Here is a 17,411-nt window from a genome sequence, read left to right as displayed (position 1 = left end):
GGCTACGAACCGAGCGGTCACAGGTTCGAATCCTGTCGAGTGCACCATACAACAGAAAGCCCGCATTTATTGCGGGCTTTTTGCCGTCTGGGATTTGGCTTTTCCCTTCGTACATCCTCTCTCATCAAACTCAATGTGCGCACTGCGGCCTCGCTTGGTTTCGTAGCGGTAACTTGTAGTCGAATTGCGAATATTGATCTTGTCCGGCTTGCCGAGGGCGCTTTCAACATCCTGTTGAGTCATGCCTGCGATGATCCGCTTGTCCATGATGGCTGCACGTCGCTCTGCGGCGCTGATCAGGTTTCCGCATTTGTCCTCGGTCTGGCCGACAACAATGGGGTCTCGTGTCTTCCTCTGCGTATGTGATGGTTCCCGGTAATCCATTTCAGGAATTAATCCGATCATTGAGTGGTCTGGTGTGAAGGTCCTGATTTCTTGAAGATGCAGCCTTTCGCCAGCTCCACAGCTGAGCGTCGTGAAGGTGATGCGTCCGTTGGCCGACTCGCAGCGGTGAATGGTCGTAGCGGGCGCCCAGGAAGGGCAGAGCAGGGCGATAAGAAAAAGGTAATGCTTGTTCCATGGCATTGAGGGTCCTCCGTGACGATTCTTCTCCAGCGTAGCTGCAGCATTTTTCTCGGTGGTGTGTTTTCTTTTCAGGATAAGTCGTCGCATTTCCAAGGATCAGGATGGCGCTCAGGTTTGTCTTGCAAGCGCTTGTTTCAGCCGCGATTTTTTAACATTTAAAACTGTCAGGCGGTGTATCATTGCGCCCGTCAGCCCCGCCGGGGCTTGTGGAATACCTCCATGGACTTACCCAGTAGTTACTCAGTAAAACGTTTTTCCAATCATGAATTGACTGATTGATCCTTCCGGCGTGCTCCACTGCTGGGAGTGGAGTTCGCCTATGTCTGAAATTGAAGTAAAGAAAACACAGGAAAGCTTGCAGGACCGCCTGGCTCAAGTGATTGAGCTGTTGCAGCGCCAGCGAGTGGTCGAAGATCTGACCCACCGCCAGGAAGGCCCGCATCACGACCGGGTCGAGAACCTGGTCCACCGGCAAAATCTCGTCGAGCTGCAACGCAAGCTCGATGATCTGCACTCCGCCGACGTCGCCTATATCCTCGAAGCCTTGCCGCTGGACGATCGTCTGACGCTCTGGCAATTGGTCAAAGCTGATCGCGACGGCGACATTCTTCTCGAAGTATCCGACTCGGTCCGTGAAACGCTGATCGCCGACATGGACGATCACGAACTCCTGGCTGCGGCCAAGGACATGGACGCTGACGAGCTTGCTGACCTGGCCTCCGAGCTGCCGCGAGATGTCGTCCACGAGTTGATGGAGACGCTGGACCAGCAACAACGCGAGCGCGTGCGTTCGGCCTTGTCCTATGACGAGGAGCAGGTCGGTGCGCTGATGGACTTCGAGATGGTGACGATCCGTGAGGATGTCAGCCTTGAAGTGGTATTGCGTTACTTGCGCCGGCTCAAGGAGCTGCCAGGTCACACGGACAAACTGTTCGTAGTCGATTATGACGGTGTGCTCAAAGGTGTGTTGCCGATCAAGCGTTTGCTGGTCAACGATCCGGATAAACAGGTTTCGGAAGTCATGGCCAGCGATCCGGTGAGTTTTCACCCGGATGAAGATGCCTACGATGCTGCGCAGGCGTTTGAGCGGTATGACCTTATCTCTGCTCCGGTAGTCGATAAGAACGGCAAGCTGATTGGTCGTCTGACCATCGACGAAATGGTTGACCTGATTCGTGAGGAGAGCGAAAGCGAAGTTCTCAACATGGCGGGTCTGCGAGAAGAAGAGGATATCTTCGCGTCGGTGTGGAAGTCGCTGCGTAACCGTTGGGCGTGGCTGGCGGTTAACCTGATTACCGCCTTCGTTGCCTCCCGGGTGATTGGTCTGTTCGAAGGTTCCATCGAGAAGCTCGTGGCGCTGGCGGCACTGATGCCGATCGTGGCGGGGATCGGTGGGAACTCGGGTAACCAGACGATCACCATGATCGTTCGGGCCATGGCGCTGGACCAGGTAAGCACGGGTAACACTTCGCGACTCATGCGCAAGGAGTTGGCGGTAGCGCTTATCAATGGTGTGGTCTGGGGTGGGGTGATTGGTGTTGTCGCTTACCTCCTTTATGGCAGCTGGTCTTTGGGGGTTGTAATGACGGCTGCCATGACGCTGAATTTATTGCTTGCGGCGTTGATGGGGGTTCTGATTCCAATGACGCTGGCGCGACTTGGGCGCGATCCGGCCATGGGGGCCAGCGTAATGATCACTGCCATGACGGACAGTGGTGGCTTCTTTATTTTCCTTGGGCTGGCGACAATCTTCCTGCTCTAGGTTGGCTGTATCAAACCCGCCATACGGCGGGTTTTTTACGCCTGAATTTCAGGCAAAAAAAAGCCAGCGATTAAGCTGGCTTGGGTATTCAGTGCAGTCAGGACGCGTCAGCGGCCATCTCGGCATCATGAGCGATAAGAGAGACCAGGGCGTTTTGCTGGCGGTGAGAGAGTTGGCGAAAGCGTTGCAACAGTTCACGTTCGTGCAATGAAAGCTCTGGGCTGTCCAGGCGCATGCTTAGTTCTTCGCCAAGAGCGCCTTCCTGAATAAGGCTCTGCTCCAGGCGTGCGATGATTTCGGAGTTCATGCTGCGGTGATGATTGCGAGCCACCTCGGCAATGCGTTCACGCATTCCGTCTGGCAGCCGTACGACGAACTTGTCAGCCGTGCGGCTGGAATAAACTGCCTGTTTCAATGGGCGCATATATTTAACCGGTTAGTTCAGGGGAGCGGTTCTCGGGATCGGCCGCAGGATGTCTGATACGACAAGCGCTGTGGCCAAATGTTCAACCTGAATTGATAGAGGCTCGCATCATGCCTCAAACTTGCCAGATCATTGGCGTCAATTCTGTGACAAATATTGAACTGGATAAAGGCGTTCTGCCAGCACCAATTGTCAGAAATGCGGACTGGTTTGGAAAGCTGTCCGTTTGCCGCATCTCTCTTCCCGGCTTGTGCCTGGCCTGGGCCGCCTGTTTCATGGCATGCCAAGCTGGAAAAAACTCATCGTTCCTTCTCTGTATAGGATAGTGGCAAATTGCCGATTTGCTAGAGGCAGGTGGGTATGGCGGGGTATTTAGGATGGGTGGCGGCTTGGCTGGAGGTTCTCCGGTGGCAGTGCAGCATTTGCCTACACTTAAAAAGCCGGCGCACGACATGACAAAGTCAGGGTTGCCCGTTAACATGCACGCCGTCCATCGTTCTGCATGTCCTTGCAGGCAATTTGTGTCTCAGTAGCTCAATTGGATAGAGCATCCCCCTCCTAAGGGGAAGGTTGGCAGTTCGAACCTGCCCTGGGACACCATATTTATAAGGCATCTCAGTTTATCTGCGTTCCTCGGCAGATTTATGGAGGGGGCAATAAGGGGGCAAAATGCATTCCTCATTGCTTACCGGGTTGTCTGCCTCAGAGGTCAGAACGGGCTTCGGCCCAAGTGAACTCTCCTTGCCTTCACAGTAGATCGGCCAGCATTGGATTGCTCGTAGTCGGCTACACCTACGACCTGGCACCAAATAAAAAACTATTGGATAGATCTGGCATATCCCTGGCGTGTGTTCGGGTTGCGGATATTGGCCGTGAAGAACTCCAGAAATCGCATGTCTGCTCGCTCGCCAGCTTGATTGACCAGCGTCAGTACCTGAGTCGAGCAAAGTGCGCCAGCCCGTTCATGGCAGCTCAATCCCCAGCCGCTCATTAAAGATCTGCTTGCCATAGGCCTTGCCGATCTATATGTGCAATCCCAGCCCGACGCCTCCGGCTTTGGTACGCCGCCAGACCTCGCTATCACGGACTGTGTCGAGGAACTAATGGCCTTTGTAAGTGAGCCGCATGGGCTGCCAAATAGGGTTTGCATCTGCTAGATAGGCAGCATCTCGGGTCGGGAGAAACTCTGCCTCTGTAGGCATCCGATTGTCAGCGGAGCTGACGCAAGGCGAACCGCTCGCTATCATGACGCCACCTATATCCGAACGGCTAAGTCGGGTTCATTTGACGGATACTGCGTCGCGTAAAATTCAGGAAGTCTCCATGACGGATCAAAAGACGTCTGACCAGGTGTCGAGCTTGGCTGAGCAGGCACTCATTCAGGCCCGTGCTCGTTTTGGAACAATTGACACCACGGCAGAGGCCGAGCCCGAGCTGCTGAAAAAGAAGCCGGGCCGCAAAGTCGCTGTCACTACCAGCAGCGCCCTGCAGGATCTGGAAAAAACCTTATGGGCTACCGCCGACAAGCTACGCGCTAATATGGATGCCGCCGAGTACAAGCACATCGTGCTCGGGCTGATCTTCCTCAAGTACATTTCCGACAGCTTCTCCGGACGTCGCGCCGAACTGGAGCGCCGTTTTGCCGATGCCGCTGATGACTACTACCTGGGCAGCGACGATCCCGATCTCTTGGCCGGTGAGCTGGAAGAGCGCGACTACTACAAAGAAGTGAATGTGTTTTGGGTGCCAGAAGCGGCGCGGTGGGAGTCTATCCGGGCTAACGCCAAACAGGTCGACATCGGCAAACGCATCGATGAGGCCCTGGCCGCGATTGAAGCAGAAAACCCGTCGCTGAAAAACATCCTCGATAAACGCTATGCTCGGGCTCAATTGCCCGACGGCAAGCTCGGCGAGCTGGTGGATATGATTTCCATCATTGGTTTCGGAGGCGACGCACACCAGGCCCGCGACCTGCTGGGCCAGGTTTATGAATACTTCCTCGGCCAGTTTGCCAGTGCCGAAGGCAAACGCGGCGGGCAGTTCTACACGCCGGCGAGCATCGTCAAGACCTTGGTGGCCGTGCTCAACCCACACCACGGCAAAGTCTACGACCCCTGCTGTGGTTCTGGCGGTATGTTCGTGCAGTCGGAAAAGTTCATCGAGGCCCATGGCGGCAAACTTGGTGACGTCTCCATTTACGGCCAGGAATCCAACCCGACCACCTGGCGCCTGGCGGCGATGAACCTGGCCATTCGGGGCATTGATTTCAACTTGGGCAAGGAGCCGGCTGACAGCTTTGTGCGTAACCAGCACAGTGATTTGCGAGCTGATTTTGTGCTGGCCAACCCTCCGTTCAACGTCAGTGACTGGTGGCACGGCAGCCTCGAAGGTGATCCGCGCTGGGTGTATGGCACGCCGCCGCAAGGCAACGCCAACTATGCCTGGCTGCAACACATGCTGTTCCACCTCAAGTCCAGCGGTCGTGCTGGAATCGTCCTGGCCAACGGCTCCATGAGTTCCAGCCAGAACACGGAAGGGGACATGCGCAAGGCCATGGTCGAGGCGGATATCGTCGAAGTAATGGTCGCCTTGCCGGGTCAGCTGTTTTTTAACACGCAGATTCCAGCCTGCCTGTGGTTTTTGGCCAAGCAGAAAGTTGCCCGTCCTGGCGAGGTTCTGTTTATCGACGCGCGCAAGCTGGGCACCAACGTTAGCCGGGCACAGATCGAGCTGCTCGACAGCGACATCGAACGCATCGCGCAGACTGTGGCAAATTGGCGCGGGGTGCCTCTGGATGTCGGGGGCGAGATCGCGGAATACGCCGACATTCCGGGCTTCTGCCGCAGCGTGTCACTCGCGGAAATCGCCGGACATGGCCATGTGTTGACTCCGGGCCGCTATGTCGGAGCGGAGTCCGTCGAGGACGACGATGAATCCTTCGCCGATAAGATGCAAAACCTCACTGCGCTGTTTGGTGAGCAGGTGGCCAAAGGTTCAGAGCTCGACCAGTTGATCCGGCAGAAGCTCGGAGGGCTCGGTTATGAGTTCTGATTGGGCTATCCAGCGATTGGAAAATGTTGTCAGCTTTAAAACAGGAAAGCTGGATTCAAATGCTGCGGAAAAGGGGGGGATCTATCCGTTCTTCACCTGTTCACCCACGACATCAGAGATCAACACTTTTGCATTTGATACCGAGGCCGTTATTCTTGCTGGGAACAACGCAAACGGTGTCTTCGCAACCAAGTATTACAGCGGGAAATTCAACGCCTATCAGCGCACTTATGTTATTGAACCGCTCGATCCAGAGCTGGTCAGCTGTAAGTATATGTACTATGTGATTTCTGATTTAGTTGGCCATCTGAAAGAGCTGTCGGTGGGTACGGCAACAAAATTCCTGACCAAGACAATCCTTAACGGGCTTCAAATTTCTCTTCCGCCCAAAAGTAAGCAAGATGAAATAGCCGAGCTCTTGTCAACCCTAGACGACCGCGTCGAGCTGTTACGCGAAACCAATACCACCCTGGAAGCCATCGCTCAAACGCTGTTTAAGTCCTGGTTCGTTGATTTCGACCCGGTGCATGCTAAGGCCAAAGGGCTTGAGCTTGAAGGGATAGATGCGGCTACAGCGGAGTTGTTTCCCGACAGCTTTGAAGAGTCCGAGCTTGGGTTGGTGCCGAGGGGGTGGGCTGAGGTACGACTGGGTCAGATCTGCTCTTTTCAGAAGGGTTGCTCTTATAAAGGTGATGGTCTCTCAGATGACCAAGGCGCCTATATGTTTAACCTTGGTTGCTTTAATTCACCTAGGGTATTTGCTTTTGAAAAGGTAAAGCGATACACCGGGGACTTTAGAGATAAACACTGTGTTTCTGGTGGCGATCTAATCATTGCTAATACTGACATGACTCAGCATAGAGCTATTTTGGGAAGACCGCTGTTGGTTCCTGACGGTATGGCTCCGAGCTTTGTCTCTCACCATGTATTTAAGGTGGTTATCAGCAAAGCATGTGGAGCAGAGATAAAACACTTCCTGTTTTTCTGCTTCTTGCAGCCGTCATTTAGAGAGCGCGCTGTTGGTTACGCTACAGGCACCACGGTTTTGGCGTTGCCGAAAGACGCATTGGAACAACACATAATCACCCTGCCTGGGCATGAACTGCTTAGGGCATTTGCTGATTGTTGTGAACCTATTTTCTCCTCAATCCAGGCAAATGAAGTACAAGCCAAAACCCTCACTAAACTCCGCGACACCCTTCTGCCACGCCTGATCTCCGGGCAACTGCACCTGCCGGAAGCCGAGGCACAGATCGAAGCGGTGTATGCATGAGCCCATCAAGGACTCAGGCGCTCCCCGAGTGCTACGCTGGCTGGCCCAACTCAAAGGCGATATCGCCAAGGCCCGGCAGCGCGCCGCCTTGTCGGTCAATGCTGAATTGGTGCAGCTATATCACCGCCTCGGCGGCGAGATTCGGCAGCGCCAGCAAGCCCAGGGCTAGGGTGCCAAACTAATCGGCGTAGCCAAATACCAGCTCTTGCGCGATTTGCCCGAAACTTTGGGCCGCAACCTGCCCAGCATTGCTGAGATCGAGGCGGAGCTTGCCAGAGAACCGGACACAGGAAGTGAAGTGGAATGACCGAAGACCAATTGGAACAGGAAGCGCTCGGCTGGCTGGCCGAGGTGGGTTACACCCATGTGTACGGGCCGACGATTGCCTATGACGGCGAGAACCCGGAGCGTGATAACTACCGCCAGGTGATTCTGGTCGAGCGCCTGCGCAGCGCCATCGCTCGGCTCAATCCCTTGGTGCCGCTGGTCGCACGTGAGGATGCCCTAAAGCAGGTGCTTGAACTGGGCCTGCCGATCCAGCTGTCGGCCAACCGCCTGTTCCATCGCCTGCTGGTCAGTGGTGTGCCAGTGCAGTACCAGAAAGACGGGGAAACCCGTGGCGACTTTGTGCGGCTGATCGACTGGGCATCGGTCAAGGCTAACGACTGGCTAGCCGTCAACCAGTTCAGCATTCAGGGGCCTAAGAATACCCGGCGTCCGGACATTATCCTGTTCATCAACGGTTTGCCCCTGGTGTTACTGGAACTGAAGAACCCCGCCGATGTGAACGCAGATCTGGGCAAGGCCTTCGATCAAATCCAGACCTACAAGGAGCAGATCCCGGATCTGTTCCAGTACAACGAAATCCTGGTGATTTCCGATGGCAGCGAGGCGCGTATGGGCTCGTTGTCGGCGGATGCCGAACGCTTCATGTACTGGCGCACTATCGACGGCCACGAGCTCGACCCGCTGGGTCAGTTCAACGAGCTCGAGACCTTGGTGCGCGGTGCACTGGCGCCGCCAATGCTGCTCGATTACCTGCGCTACTTCGTGCTGTTCGAGGATGACGGTCGGCTGGTGAAGAAAATTGCCGGTTATCACCAGTTTCACGCCGTGCGCGCGGCCATTCAGCAGGTGATCAGTGCCTCGCGTCCTGGTGGTACCCATAAGGGTGGAGTGGTCTGGCATACCCAAGGCTCGGGCAAGAGCATCACCATGACCTGTTTCGCCGCCCGGGTGATGCAGGAAGCGGCGATGGAAAACCCGACTATCGTGGTCATCACTGATCGCAACGATCTGGATGGTCAGTTGTTCGGGGTGTTCTCACTCTCCCAGGATCTGCTTCGTGAACAACCCGTGCAGGTTGAATCACGCGGCGACTTGCGCAGCAAATTGGCCAATCGCCCCAGTGGCGGCATTGTCTTTGCTACGATCCAGAAATTCATGCCGGGAGTGGATGAAGACACCTTTCCCGTTCTGTCTGACCGCTCCAATATCGTGGTCATTGCCGATGAAGCGCACCGCACCCAATATGGCTTTGGTGCCGAACTGAAGACGTCAGAGGGGCAGCCTGCCGAGAGCCAGACCCGTTACCAAGTGGGATATGCCCAGCACCTGCGCGACGCACTACCAAACGCCACATTCGTGGCCTTTACCGGTACCCCGGTGTCCAGTGAAGATCGCGATACCCGTTCGGTATTTGGTGAGTACATCCACGTCTATGACATGCAGCAGGCCACCGAAGACGGTGCAACCGTCGCCATCTACTATGAGTCGCGCCTGGCCAAGCTGTCATTGAAAGACAGTGAGCTGCCTGAGATTGACGATCAGGTGGATGAGCTGGCGGAGGATGAGGAGGACGACCAACAGTCGCGCCTGAAAAGCCGCTGGGCTGCGCTGGAAAAAGTGGTCGGTGCAGAACCCCGTGTTCAGAGCGTGGCAACTGACCTGGTTAAGCATTTTGAGGAGCGTAACCAGAGCATGGTGAGTGTGGGTCAGATGCCCGGCAAAGCCATGGTCGTGGCCATGAGCCGCGAGATCTGCGTACACCTCTACAATGAGATTGTTGCCCTGCGTCCAGAATGGCACGACGAAGATCCGGAGAAAGGCGCAATCAAAGTCATCATGACCGGTAGCGCCTCGGACAAGGCCTTACTGCGTCCGCATATCTACTCCGGCCAACTCAAAAAACGTCTGGAAAAGCGCTTCAAGGATCCACTGGATCCGCTCAAGTTAGTAATCGTCCGTGACATGTGGCTAACCGGTTTCGATGCGCCCTGCGTTCACACGCTGTACGTGGACAAGCCGATGAAAGGCCACAACCTGATGCAGGCTATTGCTCGAGTCAACCGAGTGTTCAAGGACAAGCAGGGCGGCCTGGTGGTGGACTACATCGGCATCGCCAATGAGCTAAAAGCCGCGCTCAAGGAGTACACCGGTAGCAAAGGCAAGGGCCGACCCACCGTAGACGCTCATGAAGCCTATTCGGTATTGGAGGAGAAACTCGACGTTCTGCGCAGCCTGCTGCATGGCTTTGACTGCAGCGATTTCCTAACCGGCGGACACAAATTGCTGGCGGGAGCTGCCAACCATGTCTTGGGTCTAGAAGATGGCAAGAAGCGCTTTGCCGATACCGCGCTGGCCATGAGCAAGGCCTTCACCCTGTGCTGCACGCTGGATGAAGCCAAGGCCGTCCGCGAGGAAGTGGCGTTCTTCCAGGCAATCAAGGTGATCTTGATCAAACGTGAAGTCAGTCAGCAGAGAAAAACTGACGAAGAGCGCGAGTTGGTCATCCGCCAGATCATCGGCAATGCCGTGGTCTCTGGCGAGGTCGTGGATATCTTTGAAGCTGTGGGCCTGGACAAGCCCAATATCGGCCTGCTCGACGATGCATTTCTAGCCGAGGTGCGCAACCTGCCCGAGAAGAACTTGGCAGTCGAGCTGTTGGAGCGCTTGCTCGAAGGCGAGATCAAGAGCCGTTACAGCACTAACCTAGCTCAGGAGAAGAAATTCTCCGAACTGCTGGCCAGTGTGATCAAACGCTACCAGAACCGTTCGATTGAAACTGCCCAGGTCATTGAAGAATTGATCGAAATGGCCAAGAAATTTGCAGCCGCCAGTCAGCGTGGCGATAAGCTGGGACTCAACGATGACGAACTGGCGTTCTACGATGCATTGGCCAACAACGAGAGCTCGGTACGTGAACTGGGCGACGAGATCTTAGCCAAAATTGCCCATGAGTTGACCGCCAGCTTGCGGGCTAACGTCAGTGTCGACTGGAGTAGTCGTGAAAGCGTGCGGGCTAGACTACGCATCCTGGTGCGGCGGATTCTGCGAAAATACAAATACCCGCCTGACCAGGCGGAAGAGGCTGCGCAACTGATCCTTAATCAAGCTGAAACGCTTTGTGAGGCATGGTTGTAGCTAGGTAGGCCATTGCAATGGTTGCGATCCAAGTATTCGGCATCACGGCATCTGTCCACATTTGCCTTAGAGATATGGAGCTGAGCGCGTGTTTGTAGACCCCAGCATTTGGCGAGGCATCGCCAAATGCTGGGGTCTTCTCAATGCTAGATGCAACTAAGCCGACTTAGTTGGCTCATTGGGCGTTACGCGTCTACTCAAGCCTTGTTCCAATGCCGTTTGATCGTGGCAATGCCTACCCCCAGCTCCGCAGCTGCCTGTGCCTGTGTCATGTCCTTCGCTTTGACTCGTTGAACTGCTGCTGTAGTGCTAGCAGCCTCTGGTCTACCTAGTTTCTTTCCCGCAGTTTTTGCGCGAATCAAACCTTGCTGGGTACGTTCGATCAGTAAGTCACGCTCAAACTCAGCTACAGCGCCCAGCACTTGCATGGTCATTTTGCCTGCTGCCGAAGTCAGGTCTACACCGCCAAGGGCGAGGCAGTGAACACGGATACCTGTGGCAGCCAGATGCTCGACTGACTGCCGTACATCCATGGCGTTACGTCCTAGGCGATCAAGCTTGGTAACGATCAGCACGTCTCCACTCTCCATGCGTTCCACCAGCTTCTGAAAGCCGGGACGCTCTTTAGCAGTCACACTTCCTGAGATAGTTTCCTCAACTACCCGGCCTGGCTGTACATCGAAACCAGCGGTCTTGACTTCCTGTACTTGGTTTTCTGTGAACTGGCCTGAGGTTGAGACGCGGGCATACAGGAAGGTGCGGGACATGGGGTTACTCCGTGAGGGGATCACTTAACGTAGGATCATACTATCAAGGTATCGAAAAGATGAAAACCCTATTTATATGATCCCTTCCAGGAGTTTAGCGAATGGTATCATTTAACGGTCGTTTGTTGATCCTTTGATCCCGTACGGCTTGGCGAGCAATTCGCCCTTCAAATCAGTCATTCAAAGCTAAAATCTATCCTTGAATTATTGTCAATAGATCTGAGCTATCGAATCATTGCTCGTCTTTCGTTTTTTCAACTGGCCAGAAACTCCTGTCTTCTGAGACAGTCAACCCGCTCAGAAGCCATCACTTAACCCACCCCGCATGACGCGTTTGTTAGAGCGTCGTCGTGTCCGGAATCCAGCCCTCCTTTAGCTATACCCCTCCGCCATTAGAGGCGTTAGTGAAACTCCCTCAGGAAGCAGTAAGAAAGGTGGCTTCGAATATCGCGCGCAGGCACGGGATATTTTTAGCCAACGCGCCCGACCACATTAAAACCCTCCACTCTTTACATGACCATGAGTATGGCGTGTCCGTCGCCGCCATTAAGAGGTCGACGACACTGGGCCGTCTTAGACGCCTTAGAAGCCAACAGTTCTGGCTAAGCAATCTGAATCGCATCCTGGACGCCGCGCGCGAGAGTCAGGCTAGGCGCGCTGGGCTACTAGGCTGCGTCGACCAGGGCAAGATGCCGTACTGCTCTAACGCGACCATTGAAATCCTGAAAGCGAGGGAGCAAGAAATCATAAGGCGTGTAGCCCAAAGTCCTCGAAAAAATCTTGCTGAGATTTATAAGAATTCCGAAAAATCCACTTTTAACAAGGCTTATCTCCAAGCGAAAGCAATGGATATCGTCGCAAACAAGCGAGGAATGAACTGGCTGTTTGTCACTCTGACGTGCCCGCCTGAGTACCATTGCAATGCCCTGTCTTTTGATGGTGCAAGCTTTGATGATTGCCAGCGTTACCTCAAAAAGGTTTTTGCGCAGATTGGCCGGGCGATTGCAAACGCCGGCTACAGGTCTGGCACCGACTACCACGGCACAAGAGTGCTAGAACTACATAAAGACGGCACTCCGCACTGGCACGTCTTGTATTACTACACTGGAGACCTTGACAAGGTCGTCGAAAAAAAATTGTCCGCTATATATTCTCGCGAGCGTCATAGGCCGAAAAACTACCTTATAGACAATCATGACGAAATATTCCTGCGCGCCACAACTCAGGTCGAAGCATCATTTGCGAACGTGACCACTCCTGCTATTTCGTATCTATTCAAAAAGCTAAGTCATGCATTTCGATTGCCGACACATGGCCAAAGCGAAGATGCGATTCGTCATCGTTATGCTATCAAAGCGGCTAGAGCGAGGCAGATCCAAAGCTTCGGCGTTCCAGGCCACACCACAAAAATTAAGGCATTACGTAAAGTGTATGAAAACGAAGGCTTGCCAGAGAGCTTTAGGGAGTTAACCGTACCAATGAAGATGGCTATGGGCGACCCTAAGCGCAATGAAGCACAACTTCAGGCCATGGTCGGCGTACTAGAGGGAAGCTTAGATCACCTGCAACTGCTATCAACGGATACATTGAACAAATTTGGCGAAATCGTGCCTAGAGTTACCCACATTCAGAGCAAGGTAAGCCAGGAGATCATCTGTATCAATGACAAGGCCAACTGGGGGCCGGATCAGCACAAGAACGAGAAAGGGGGAGTTAGCATTAATGATTCAAGCTTTTCGTGCGGATGCGTGAAGTGTGACCAGATGCTAGCCGCCATTGATCTCGCCAAGGTACCGGCCAAGGTACCGATCAAAGCCGCTGGCCAGCACACAGAAGTATCGAAACCTACTGAATTCAGCACTTCTTCTAGCCAACGGCCATTAAGCGATGGCGGGGTATATTTACCTCAGTGTCAACAGGGGGGCGACTTTTGCAAAGAAGCGTTTGGACAAGCCTCGCAATCAACAAAAGTAAAGCCCCAGGGACTGTTCGCCTCATTTCTATCCGCTGGTCGCGTTCATCTACGAGCGATGGCGATATGTCTTTCGCTAGTCCTAATTTTATACGCTCTCCAAATAATGGAGCAAACGGCGACACTGAATGGTCAAGGGGCAGTTCAATCGGCTCGTCGCCCGGGCTTTTGCGGGCGTCGAACGGTTGACCTGGAGCGCAGCCACCCTTGCACCACACGCATCCTCGCAACCATCACCGAAGGGTGCTGGGACGCTCTACCCAGTAGCCCTTCGCGTGCTGGGCGAGTCCCGCCGGGTGGTAGGGCAGAGCCCTACGGTTTTGCTGCAGCTTGTGATCTCCCTGCGTAGCAGGGCCCCAACAAACGAAGTTTGTGTAGTGGGTTACACATCGTGTTCCAGATGGGGGGTGTTGCGCAGCCTTTTGCTCCATTCGCATACTGTTGGGACAACAACAAGAGCGATAGGAGATACCGCCATGATTCAAGCAAACAACCTAATTTTATCCGAAGAGAAGCGCGCTATCTGGGCTAAAGCAGGCAAGATTTTTCCTGGTGAAAAACTCAACGAACTGGTGACTCGGGCGCTCGCAGATCTCCCCACAGATCGGGCTCTTGTCGACTTTTACGAAATTCGCCGAAGAGACGTCCCCACCGCTTTTGATGCGCTGCTCAAGCTCCAAAATACAGGGTTAGCGCATAGATACATCGAGGCCGGCGGGAACGAGTTCTGGGAGGTCTTGAGAGTTGAAGTGACGCTCCTGGACGCCATTATGCTTGCTTTGGCGCTGTTGCTAGATGTCATCTTCAACATGCTTTTGCCGGATACCAGTGGCAGTGGTAAGCCGCCACTTACGGCTTTGCCTGAAGCTCCTGCAGCTCCTGGCATCGAGCCCTACGTGCCCACTTGGAAGCGCCAGCCTCAAAGAATCAGCTATGACGAGCCATTCCTATGACTTACGCGATCTTGCGCACAAAAAAGCTCAAGAGCTTTGGAGCCGTAGCCCGTTCAGCACGACACACTTTCAGAGAACAGCCGACACCGAATGCAGATCCTGAGTTGACCAGGTTCAACAAGGGTACAGGAGCAAAGAGCACATCGAAGCTCGTGGAAGCCCTCAAGAAAGGTTTGCCGGACAAGCTTAGGGCTCAGTCAGTGCTGTGTATCGAGTACATGATCACAGCCTCCCCGGAGGCTTTTCAAAGGCACGGAGGTGCGCTGAACGACATGGGTAACGGCTATTTCAACGACGCCTTGAAGTGGCTCAGGGAGCGGCATGGCCAAGAGAACGTGATCACTACAGCGGTGCACCTGGATGAACGAACCCCGCATTTAGTCGCTTACGTGATACCGCGTACCAAGGATGGTCGGCTTTCGTGTCGCGATTTCCTTGGTGGCCCGGCGATGATGAAAGCGATGCAAACGAACTTCTATGAAACCTGTGGCAAGCCTCATGGGCTTGAACGTGGCATCGAAGGCAGCAAAGCGGAACATCAGAAGCTCAAGCAGTTTTACGGCGCGCTGGTGATCTCCGGTGAAGCTCCGAAGCTTGAAGCCAGAGACTATGCGGCAGCCGCCTTGGGCATTAAAACAGTGGCCTGGCGCAAAGCAGAGGTTGTGGCGAGAACAAATTCTCAGGCGGCAGCTGTTGCACCAATGATGAAAAAAGCGCAGGCATCGAGGGGGCGTGCGCTGAACAAAAAAGCCCAGCAGCTGAGCGAGCGATTACAAGTTTTTGAGCATAAGCGGATTTTGCTCAAGCAAGCTGAGGAAGAACTGGAGACAAGGGCTAGGGCGCTCGTGGAGCGTGAAAGAGAAGTCAGCGCTGCTGAGCGTAAGATCGCTGCTCTGGAAGCAGAGAGAGATACTTTGGGGCGACGCCTGGAGATGATCGAAGAGAAGTCAGCGAGTCGTAAGGCCCCTGGTGGTGGCCGAAAATATGATGACGGCCTTGGTTACCAGTGACGCTCGTTACATTCCTCGTAGACTGGCGTCGGCGGTCATAGGTACCACGTAAGCAAGGGTCGCTCAATATTGACTGGCATGCTTAGCAATCGATAAAAAACTTTGGCATTAGTGAAGTTTCTGAATGTTAGCGCTTTGAAGAGCTTCCACCGTGGTTGTGAATGGCATGGATTTGTGAATTGCTACGTTAGAAATACAAAAGCCCCATTTTTATGGGGCTTTAAGTGTGAACCTTTAAGCTGGGCATCGTGCCTGGGCTCCGTGTTACATGCTGTTTTCCTTCGCTAGCTCATTTAGCCAAGACTCCAAGTCTTTTACCAGTATGAGCCTACGCTTTCCGCTTTTAAAACTCTTTAGGGCTTTCGAATTCATAGCTCCATAAATAGCGCTCCTGCTGTGGCTGGTCATTTCGGCGGCATCGTCGGGCCCCACGGCTAATTTTTGAATCGCTCCCATTATCGGCTCATTTTTCTATGCGCCATCTGTCATGATCGACGCTGATGTCGAAATGCTAATGAGAGAATGGATGGCTTGCAATACCCTGCGCGAAAAAAAGTCGCCGCACCTCTTGACTTTTTGTCAATTGCAAGGGTCTGTGTCATAGCAGATTGATGGCATTGGCAAGATTGTCTTTGGAGAGGTGGGCGTACCGAAGAGTCATTTTGATATCTTTATGCCCCAGCAGTTGCCTGACTGTATTGAGAGGCACTCCACGCATTACCAGCGTCGATGCGAAAGTGTGGCGCAGATCGTGCAGTCTGAAATCGGTGATCTTTGCTTCTTCAATCAGTTTGTTAAAGGCTGACTTTATATCTGTCATGCGGCCACCACTGCGCCCTGGAAACACATAGCTTTCTGGCGTTGGCTGTACGTTCCAGGCTTTCAGGGCCTTATGGAGCTCGGGGTGGAGTGGGATATGTCTGCTTTTTCCATTTTTTGTGTCTGTTGCGCTGAGGTAGCCATCGGATAAAAAGACGTCCTTCCATTTTAGGTTAAAGAGCTCTCCGCGCCGCATGCCTGTTTTGAGCAGGGTAATTACCATTGGCTTCAAGTGGTCAGCAAAAGTGACCTGGTTGAGGTCGAACAAGAGAGGAATCCCCCGATTCATTCTCCAGGCGTTCGCCGATTCTCTCTCGGTTCTCAATCTGGACTCCCGTGCATCAAGCTGGGAGTAGAGGCGAGATTCCTCATTTGGGCTCAGATAGCGCGGATTAATGTTCTCATCGACGCTTAGGTCTCGCATTTTTTCCAGGGGGCTCGCGGAGGCATACGACCATTCAATAGCGCGAGCAAAAAGTCCTTTCAAGGCCGTCGTTTTACGGTTGACGGTGGCTGGCTTGTTTCCTGACTCAAGCCAGGCTGTCCGCAGATCATCAACCTGTTTATAGGTGATCTTGCTGAGCTCGGTCTCCATGAGGCCAGCGAATGCGCTTTTGATGGTGCTGAGGTCTTTGGCGTAGTTTTTCTTGTGCTGTGTCATCCAGCTTTCGTAGTGCTCATCGATGAATCGCTTAAGGGTTAGCTTTCCTTGATTGGGTTGATGCTGGGGAAGGGTGCCACCATTTGCTTTGGCGAGCAGGATGAGCTTGATAGCCTCATCTCGTGCGGCATCTAGGGTCATTACCCCGACACTGCCGATAGTCTCCTTCCGCTTCCGGGCATACTCCACCATGTACTTTTTCTTTCCAGATGCGTAAATCCGGATAAAAAAACCTGTCGTCTTTGAATCGTAGACTTCATAGGTTTTTTCCCTTGTCTCCAAGGTTCTGGGTGTTGTCTGGGTAAATTTGATAGCCATGCGATGCTAGCCTTCCTGTTTCTGGCTATTTATACAGTCGGTTTGGGTTGGTCGCAAGGGGGCAATAAGGGGGCAAATTGTTGTGTTCAAATAAACGCAACCACACGTAACCGGAGCGTATGTGGCTGATATCTAATGAAAATAGGCTATCTGACTATCTTTCAAATCCCCCTCCTAAGGGGAAGGTTGGCAGTTCGAACCTGCCCTGGGACACCACCCTTCAGCGTCCTCCCTCTTGCTTTGCCAATGCCCTCCTGATTCGGGCGGATGTCTATTGATTGTCCTTCTGTCGATGTCTCTTCTATATAGAGGAGGACAGGGTGCTGCCGCCTTTTTGCGCATCGTTGATAGAAACTTCAAATCAGGGGTTGACGGCAGATTTCAGAAGCCTAT

General features: G+C 53.7%; 13 protein-coding genes and 1 tRNA gene. 9 read left to right on the top strand and 5 right to left on the bottom strand.

Annotated features, from left to right (window positions below; translation table 11 throughout):
- Nucleotides 1–66: 66 nt before the first annotated feature.
- Complete coding sequence (locus tag B0W55_RS24490) at nt 67–585, bottom strand: cell envelope protein SmpA (protein WP_077048489.1); 519 nt, start codon at nt 583–585, stop codon at nt 67–69.
- Between the two features lie 319 nt (nt 586–904).
- Here B0W55_RS24490 and mgtE point away from each other — a divergent pair, with 319 nt between their 5' ends.
- A complete protein-coding gene (mgtE, locus tag B0W55_RS24485) occupies nt 905–2,347 on the top strand; it encodes a magnesium transporter (protein ID WP_077048488.1) in 1,443 nt (480 codons plus the stop codon).
- Nucleotides 2,348–2,444: 97 nt separating this feature from the next.
- On the opposite strand, the gene B0W55_RS24480 is transcribed toward mgtE, so the two are convergent.
- Entirely contained in the window at nt 2,445–2,771 is a 327-nt protein-coding gene (locus B0W55_RS24480) for an Arc family DNA-binding protein (RefSeq protein WP_077048487.1), read from the bottom strand.
- A gap of 523 nt (nt 2,772–3,294) precedes the next feature.
- Here B0W55_RS24480 and B0W55_RS24470 point away from each other — a divergent pair.
- The 5 genes from B0W55_RS24470 (at nt 3,295) to B0W55_RS24455 (ending at nt 10,518) form a co-directional block, all read left to right on the top strand.
- A tRNA-Arg gene (locus B0W55_RS24470) sits at nt 3,295–3,371 on the top strand.
- 723 nt (nt 3,372–4,094) lie between these two features.
- On the top strand, nt 4,095–5,822 hold the full coding sequence (locus B0W55_RS24465; RefSeq protein WP_077048485.1) for a class I SAM-dependent DNA methyltransferase: 1,728 nt from the start codon (nt 4,095–4,097) through the stop codon (nt 5,820–5,822).
- Nucleotides 5,812–7,095 carry a restriction endonuclease subunit S gene (locus tag B0W55_RS24460; protein WP_077048484.1) on the top strand — a complete coding sequence of 428 codons (1,284 nt, stop codon included), beginning with the start codon at nt 5,812–5,814 and terminating at the stop codon, nt 7,093–7,095. The genes B0W55_RS24465 and B0W55_RS24460 overlap by 11 nt, the downstream gene beginning before the upstream one ends.
- A 28-nt stretch (nt 7,096–7,123) precedes the next feature.
- Nucleotides 7,124–7,264, top strand: coding sequence for a hypothetical protein (locus B0W55_RS30395; RefSeq protein ID WP_256576393.1), 141 nt, complete (start codon nt 7,124–7,126; stop codon nt 7,262–7,264).
- 134 nt (nt 7,265–7,398) lie between these two features.
- Complete coding sequence (locus B0W55_RS24455) at nt 7,399–10,518, top strand: type I restriction endonuclease subunit R (protein ID WP_077048483.1); 3,120 nt, start codon at nt 7,399–7,401, stop codon at nt 10,516–10,518.
- A 197-nt stretch (nt 10,519–10,715) separates the two neighbouring features.
- Here the strand turns inward: B0W55_RS24455 and B0W55_RS24450 are convergent, their stop codons facing one another.
- Nucleotides 10,716–11,285: a recombinase family protein gene (locus B0W55_RS24450; RefSeq protein WP_077048482.1), complete on the bottom strand. Its 570-nt coding sequence runs from the start codon at nt 11,283–11,285 to the stop codon at nt 10,716–10,718.
- Nucleotides 11,286–11,635: 350 nt separating this feature from the next.
- Between B0W55_RS24450 and B0W55_RS24445 the strand changes: the two genes are divergently transcribed.
- The 3 genes from B0W55_RS24445 (at nt 11,636) to mobV (ending at nt 15,220) form a co-directional block, all read left to right on the top strand.
- Nucleotides 11,636–13,606 carry a replication endonuclease gene (locus B0W55_RS24445; RefSeq protein ID WP_083743225.1) on the top strand — a complete coding sequence of 657 codons (1,971 nt, stop codon included), beginning with the start codon at nt 11,636–11,638 and terminating at the stop codon, nt 13,604–13,606.
- 127 nt (nt 13,607–13,733) lie between these two features.
- The gene (locus tag B0W55_RS24440; protein WP_077048480.1) at nt 13,734–14,210 is read left to right on the top strand and encodes a hypothetical protein; all 477 of its coding nucleotides are present in this window, start codon (nt 13,734–13,736) and stop codon (nt 14,208–14,210) included.
- Nucleotides 14,207–15,220, top strand: a complete 1,014-nt coding sequence (gene mobV, locus B0W55_RS24435; protein ID WP_077048479.1) for a MobV family relaxase — start codon at nt 14,207–14,209, stop codon at nt 15,218–15,220. Before B0W55_RS24440 ends, mobV begins: the two co-directional genes overlap by 4 nt.
- 264 nt (nt 15,221–15,484) lie before the next feature.
- Here mobV and B0W55_RS24430 read toward each other — a convergent pair whose 3' ends face one another.
- Nucleotides 15,485–15,676 (bottom strand): helix-turn-helix domain-containing protein, encoded by a 192-nt coding sequence (locus B0W55_RS24430; protein WP_077048478.1) that lies wholly within the window; start codon nt 15,674–15,676, stop codon nt 15,485–15,487.
- 142 nt (nt 15,677–15,818) lie between these two features.
- The gene (locus B0W55_RS24425) at nt 15,819–17,018 is read right to left on the bottom strand and encodes a site-specific integrase (RefSeq protein WP_077048477.1); all 1,200 of its coding nucleotides are present in this window, start codon (nt 17,016–17,018) and stop codon (nt 15,819–15,821) included.
- Nucleotides 17,019–17,411 lie beyond the last annotated feature (393 nt).

Source organism: Pseudomonas sp. KK4, from assembly GCF_001984065.1.
Classification (GTDB): domain Bacteria; phylum Pseudomonadota; class Gammaproteobacteria; order Pseudomonadales; family Pseudomonadaceae; genus Aquipseudomonas.
The sequence above is the reverse complement of the archived record's forward strand: the minus strand, read 5'-3'. Positions and strand labels throughout refer to the sequence as shown.

Coding starts and splice junctions, on each gene's coding strand:
- B0W55_RS24490 (WP_077048489.1), bottom strand. CDS start 585: ATGCCATGGAACAAGCATTACCTTTTTCTTATCGCCCTGCTCTGCCCT.
- mgtE (WP_077048488.1), top strand. CDS start 905: ATGTCTGAAATTGAAGTAAAGAAAACACAGGAAAGCTTGCAGGACCGC.
- B0W55_RS24480 (WP_077048487.1), bottom strand. CDS start 2,771: ATGCGCCCATTGAAACAGGCAGTTTATTCCAGCCGCACGGCTGACAAG.
- B0W55_RS24465 (WP_077048485.1), top strand. CDS start 4,095: ATGACGGATCAAAAGACGTCTGACCAGGTGTCGAGCTTGGCTGAGCAG.
- B0W55_RS24460 (WP_077048484.1), top strand. CDS start 5,812: ATGAGTTCTGATTGGGCTATCCAGCGATTGGAAAATGTTGTCAGCTTT.
- B0W55_RS24455 (WP_077048483.1), top strand. CDS start 7,399: ATGACCGAAGACCAATTGGAACAGGAAGCGCTCGGCTGGCTGGCCGAG.
- B0W55_RS24450 (WP_077048482.1), bottom strand. CDS start 11,285: ATGTCCCGCACCTTCCTGTATGCCCGCGTCTCAACCTCAGGCCAGTTC.
- B0W55_RS24440 (WP_077048480.1), top strand. CDS start 13,734: ATGATTCAAGCAAACAACCTAATTTTATCCGAAGAGAAGCGCGCTATC.
- mobV (WP_077048479.1), top strand. CDS start 14,207: ATGACTTACGCGATCTTGCGCACAAAAAAGCTCAAGAGCTTTGGAGCC.
- B0W55_RS24430 (WP_077048478.1), bottom strand. CDS start 15,676: ATGGGAGCGATTCAAAAATTAGCCGTGGGGCCCGACGATGCCGCCGAA.
- B0W55_RS24425 (WP_077048477.1), bottom strand. CDS start 17,018: ATGGCTATCAAATTTACCCAGACAACACCCAGAACCTTGGAGACAAGG.